Source organism: Treponema sp. R6D11 (genome assembly GCF_054786075.1).
On sequence record NZ_BDHD01000149.1, the window covers coordinates 1 to 4,393 of the forward strand.

Consider the following 4,393-nt stretch of genomic DNA (forward strand, 5'->3'; position numbering starts at 1 on the left):
GAATAAGAATAAAATGGGAAACCTTCGATTTAAGGGAAAACATCAATTCCCTCCGGTTTCAATGTTTTCTAAAATTTCCCCTATGTTGTTTCCCAAGCGTATAGCTTTTTGTATTAAATAATCGTTATAGCTGTAATCTGTGCTTTCAGGTTCTTTTATTTCCTCGCCTGTTATGGGATCTTCTTCTATAATTCTAGGTACATTACCGGTATTACCGTTAGGTTTATATTCCTGATTGTTCAAATTATTAATGATGTTCTCATTATTAGAAAGCTCGGCGATTCTTTTTTGATACATATTAAGAGTATATTCATAAGTCCTTATCGTCTTTGTAGTTCTAATAAATTTAAAACAAGAATTGAAAGAGATAAAAAAAATATGGCTTTTATATTTGAGTCGTCGTTCTTAAAAATAACTCAAGTTTTTTCTCCGGTTAAAACATCAAGTTCTCAAGCGGCTAACGGCGTTAAAATAACAATGACTATACAGAATACAGGCACAGAGCGATCTTTTACAGGCTTGCGAATGTTACTCGATACGAATTTGGGAGAGGGAATGAGAGGGACTCCAATTCTTACAAATACGCAAGTTGTTTCATCGGAATTGCTTTTAGATGGTAATTCAAATGATACATTCTGGATATCGCGCGGAAAAAAAGTGTCTTTAATGGGGAGCATTGTTAATCCGGTAGACGGAGTCGGAAAAGGTCCTGATCTTGTTCACATAGCGAATTGGAAAAAGTTAAGAGATACTCCGTGGAGGCTTACTTATCTAAAAGGACGTTCTTTTAATAATTTGCCGTATTCTGCGGGAGATTCCGCTGTTTGTTATTATTTTGGACCTGAAATGCTTGATCGCAATAAAACATTAACTTATACAATTTTTCTTACGACAGAAGACACGGCATGGTATAAACTTGCGGAAACTCCGTTTAATATGACAGCTTCAATAATATCCGACAAAGAGCCGAAACAACCCGCCGTTGTACAGCCTGAGCCAAAAAATGAATTGACAGTAAATATACCGGCTATAGAGGCTCAGGCGAGTATTGAAGCGGCGGCGACAAATGAAGATGAGAATGTCATTATTTTAACGAAACTGCAGGAAATTTTAAATCAATTTATTGACGGTCAGACAAAAATAAGTGAGCGGGATCTGGCGGAAATTGAAAAATTTATTGAAAAATACAGAATCAAGCAGGAATAAAACATATTAACAATGAAATTTGATTCTTTTTTGAACAATGTAGCTATTCTGGCAAAGAAACGCAATTATGAAGGCGCGTTAACCGCCCTAAAATATGAAGAAGAAAGATATTACGGTTCTTTTAAATATTATTATCTATACGGCGTTATATGTCTTTATTCGGGCAATTACGCGGAAGCGCATGAAAATTTTAATCTTGCCAGAAAAATAAAAATAAATGATCCAAACTTAATGCTTGGTTTTGCCATTCTTTACTTAAAACGCATGGATACCGTTCAAGCTGTTCATTATTATCTTGAAGTGCAGGAGTTGGATAAAAACAACAGAATAGCAAAAAAAGCTCTTTCTGTTATCAGAAAATATTCGGCGGGCGAAGCCCTGTCCGACTGGATGACGGAAAATATGTATAAACTGTTTCCTCCTATTCCGGCTCCTTTTATTACGACAAAAACAATTATAAATATAGCGATAATTCTTGCCGCCGCTTTTGTTATCTTTTTTGTGGTATTGATAAATGTAAAAGCCCTACCAAACCCGTTCAAAAGAAATCAACGCCCCACGGCTGATTTTGTTTTGTCTAATCAAGAAAGACGCGAGAGCGTTCAGGTTGACGGTATTTACAAGTACATTCTTACTCGCGATCAGGCAATAAATTATTACGATAAAGCGTTATCTCTTTTTACATCATACCGCGATGAAGAAGCGAAAAAAAGTCTTAACCGCATTCTTGAATCAAACGCCTCGGAAGGACTTAAAAGCAGGGCGCGTCTTTTAATGGATAATACGCAAGTTCCCGGCTTTGACAATTTTAAAAAAGCGGATAACCCCGCGTTAGCCGACGTAAGAGCCGAACCAGCTATTTACAGAAACGTACACGTTATTTGGAAAGGCATGGCGACAAACGTAACGATAACCGACGAAGGTACAACTTTTGATTTACTGGTAGGTTATGATACTCGCAAAATTTTGGAAGGAATTGTCCCGGTTGTTTTCTTTGGTCCCGTCTCGATAAATACGGAAAAACCGCTTGAAGTGCTTGGGAAGATAACGATTACCGATTCGTCCGACATTAAATTGGAAGGTGTGGCTATACATCAGTCTGGGAAACTTGAGAATTAAGGGAAGCATTTGAAAGCTGTAGTACAAAGGGTTCAAGACGCAACAGTTACCGTTGACGGGATAGAGAAGGGGAGCATTAGCAGTGGGTTGCTTGTTTATCTGGGCGTGGCGCATAATGACACTGAAGCTGACGCGGATTGGCTCTCTGAAAAAATAGCGTATTTAAGGATTTTTGACGACGATGACGGCAAGATGAATCTCTCCCTTAAAGATTTGGCGACTGTTGATAAAAAGTGCGGGCTTCTTGCCGTTTCGCAGTTTACGTTGTTGGCAGACGCTCGAAAGGGCAGACGCCCCTCGTGGAACGGAGCGGCTGCGCCTGAAAAAGCAAAACAACTTTACGAGTATTTTATGGACGCCGTAAGAAAAACGGGACTTACCTGCGAATGCGGGGAATTTCAGGCGCACATGATGGTTAAGTACACCAATGACGGACCTGTTACGATTATTCTGGATACCGAAGAAATATCAAAAAACTCCTTTTCAAAACAACAAGATTAAGTTAGACTGTTGTCTTGCAGACTAAGTTTGCAATGGGGGGGACTTTTATGATTCACAGAAACGAGTATATTTCCGATAGCGAATGGCAGAGGTTTACCGAGTTTTCGCAAAACCTTGAAACTCCGTGTATTGTTATCAATCTTCGTGATATTAAAAAAAATTATCTTAAAATGAGCCATTCTTTTCCTTATGCTCAAATTTACTATGCCGTAAAAGCGAATCCAGACAAAGCGATACTTTCCATGCTTAATGAGTTAGGCGCAAATTTTGACATCGCCTCGCGCTATGAGCTTGATCTGATTTTATCGCTTGGAATTTCACCCGACAGAATGTCTTTTGGCAACACGATTAAAAAAGCAAAAGATGTAGCGTACTTTTACGAAAAAGGCGTGCGTATGTTCGCTACCGACAGCGAAGATGATCTAAAAAACATTGCGGAATACGCCCCCGGTTCCCGCGTCTATGTACGTATCGTAATGAGCGATTCCAGTACCGCCGACTGGCCTCTTTCGCGTAAATTCGGCTGCCACCCCGATATGGCGTACGGTCTTCTTATCATGGCGCGTTCGCTTGGCTTGACTCCCTACGGCATATCTTTTCATGTTGGAAGCCAGCAGAGGGACATTGGTCAGTGGGATGAGGCAATCGCTAAAACAAAATATCTTTTTTCTTCTCTGGAAAAAGATGAAAATATACGCCTAACAATGATAAACATGGGCGGCGGTTTTCCCGCGTCTTATGTTCAGCCGTCCAATGATTTAACCGAATACGCCTCGGAAATTTACAAATACCTAACCGACGATTTTGGTTCCGATATACCTTTAATCGCTCTTGAACCCGGTCGTTCTTTGGTAGGCGACAGCGGCATTTTAATAACGGAAGTAGTTTTAATTTCAAGGAAAACTCCTACGGCGCTTAACCGCTGGGTATATCTTGATACGGGAAAATTTAACGGACTTATAGAAACATTAAATGAGTCGATTAAGTATCCCATTATTACTGAAAATGAGGACGATGAAGCGGAGGAAGAAGAAGTAATTATCGCCGGTCCCACTTGCGACAGCCAAGATATTCTTTACGAAGAACACAAATACCTGCTCCCTGTAAACCTTAAAATAGGCGATAAACTTTATTTTCTTTCCGCAGGAGCATACACCGCAAGTTACGCTTCTGTTTGTTTTAATGGGTTTCCGCCGATTAAAACTTATATTATGGAGTAGGGGAGAGTTTTACTGCAGCCGCTCGCATAATTTATTCATTAATTAGTTAATGGTTTAACTGTGAGACAGTGGGTAATTTTAGCATTGACAAACACGCCCAAAAACCACAAAATACTACCATGAGCGAAAAAAACTCCATGTTAATTAAAACATTTCTAAATAATCTTGACAACAACCCCAACCCCATAAAAACAAATATTAAAAAAACAATTTAATAAACCTTTTTCTTCTATTTTTTTATTTTTAATTTTTTTTATGAGTACTTTCTTTTTGTATGCTCTGTGTTTTTGTTTTTTTTTTTTCTTTTTTTTCTCTTCGTATACTTGTATTCGTTTATTGTTGTTGTT

6 protein-coding genes are annotated in these 4,393 nt (G+C 38.7%); 4 read left to right on the plus strand and 2 right to left on the minus strand.

The features are described from left to right. Positions 1-42: 42 nt before the first annotated feature. Positions 43-297 carry a hypothetical protein gene (locus tag ACYVTD_RS10110; protein WP_461247656.1) on the minus strand — a complete coding sequence of 85 codons (255 nt, stop codon included), beginning with the start codon at positions 295-297 and terminating at the stop codon, positions 43-45. Positions 298-378: 81 nt separating this feature from the next. Between ACYVTD_RS10110 and ACYVTD_RS10115 the strand changes: the two genes are divergently transcribed. From ACYVTD_RS10115 to ACYVTD_RS10130, 4 genes are read left to right on the plus strand one after another with little or no spacing between them, the layout of a single operon-like run. Next, positions 379-1,206, plus strand: coding sequence for a hypothetical protein (locus tag ACYVTD_RS10115; protein WP_461247657.1), 828 nt, complete (start codon positions 379-381; stop codon positions 1,204-1,206). Positions 1,207-1,218: 12 nt separating this feature from the next. Next, complete coding sequence (locus tag ACYVTD_RS10120) at positions 1,219-2,325, plus strand: tetratricopeptide repeat protein (protein ID WP_461247658.1); 1,107 nt, start codon at positions 1,219-1,221, stop codon at positions 2,323-2,325. Between the two features lie 9 nt (positions 2,326-2,334). Next, positions 2,335-2,826, plus strand: a complete 492-nt coding sequence (gene dtd / locus ACYVTD_RS10125; RefSeq protein ID WP_461247659.1) for a D-aminoacyl-tRNA deacylase — start codon at positions 2,335-2,337, stop codon at positions 2,824-2,826. Between the two features lie 50 nt (positions 2,827-2,876). Further along, a complete protein-coding gene (locus ACYVTD_RS10130) occupies positions 2,877-4,046 on the plus strand; it encodes a type III PLP-dependent enzyme (protein WP_461247661.1) in 1,170 nt (389 codons plus the stop codon). Between the two features lie 155 nt (positions 4,047-4,201). On the opposite strand, the gene ACYVTD_RS10135 is transcribed toward ACYVTD_RS10130, so the two are convergent. Beyond that, positions 4,202-4,393 (minus strand): hypothetical protein (locus ACYVTD_RS10135; RefSeq protein ID WP_461247660.1); only part of this gene is annotated, 192 nt, incomplete at its 5' end.